Consider the following 240-nt stretch of genomic DNA (forward strand, 5'->3'; position numbering starts at 1 on the left):
TTCCCATCAGGTCGTCGCTCGCGGCTTCGAGGACGGTGTAGCCGTCCTCGTGGGTCCGCAGGGTGAACTGGTGGGCCCGCTTCCACTGGTCCTCGATCCACTCCTCGACGTGGGAAGAAGAGTTTGGGACGACCTGACGGACCGTTTGCAACAGGTCGGAAAGCGAGTCGTACGGCGCTTGCCAGATATCCTCGCGGCGGAGTTCGTACACGTATCCGCCTTCCCTGTTCGTGTCCGCGA

Annotated in this window: 1 pseudogene; it reads right to left on the reverse strand. The window is 62.5% G+C overall.

From position 1 onward, the window contains the following. A pseudogene (locus SM755_RS24125) lies at positions 1–240 on the reverse strand (helicase); the annotation flags it as partial.

This window comes from Natrialba sp. PRR66 (genome assembly GCF_034808065.1).
Lineage (GTDB): Archaea > Halobacteriota > Halobacteria > Halobacteriales > Natrialbaceae > Natrialba > Natrialba aegyptia.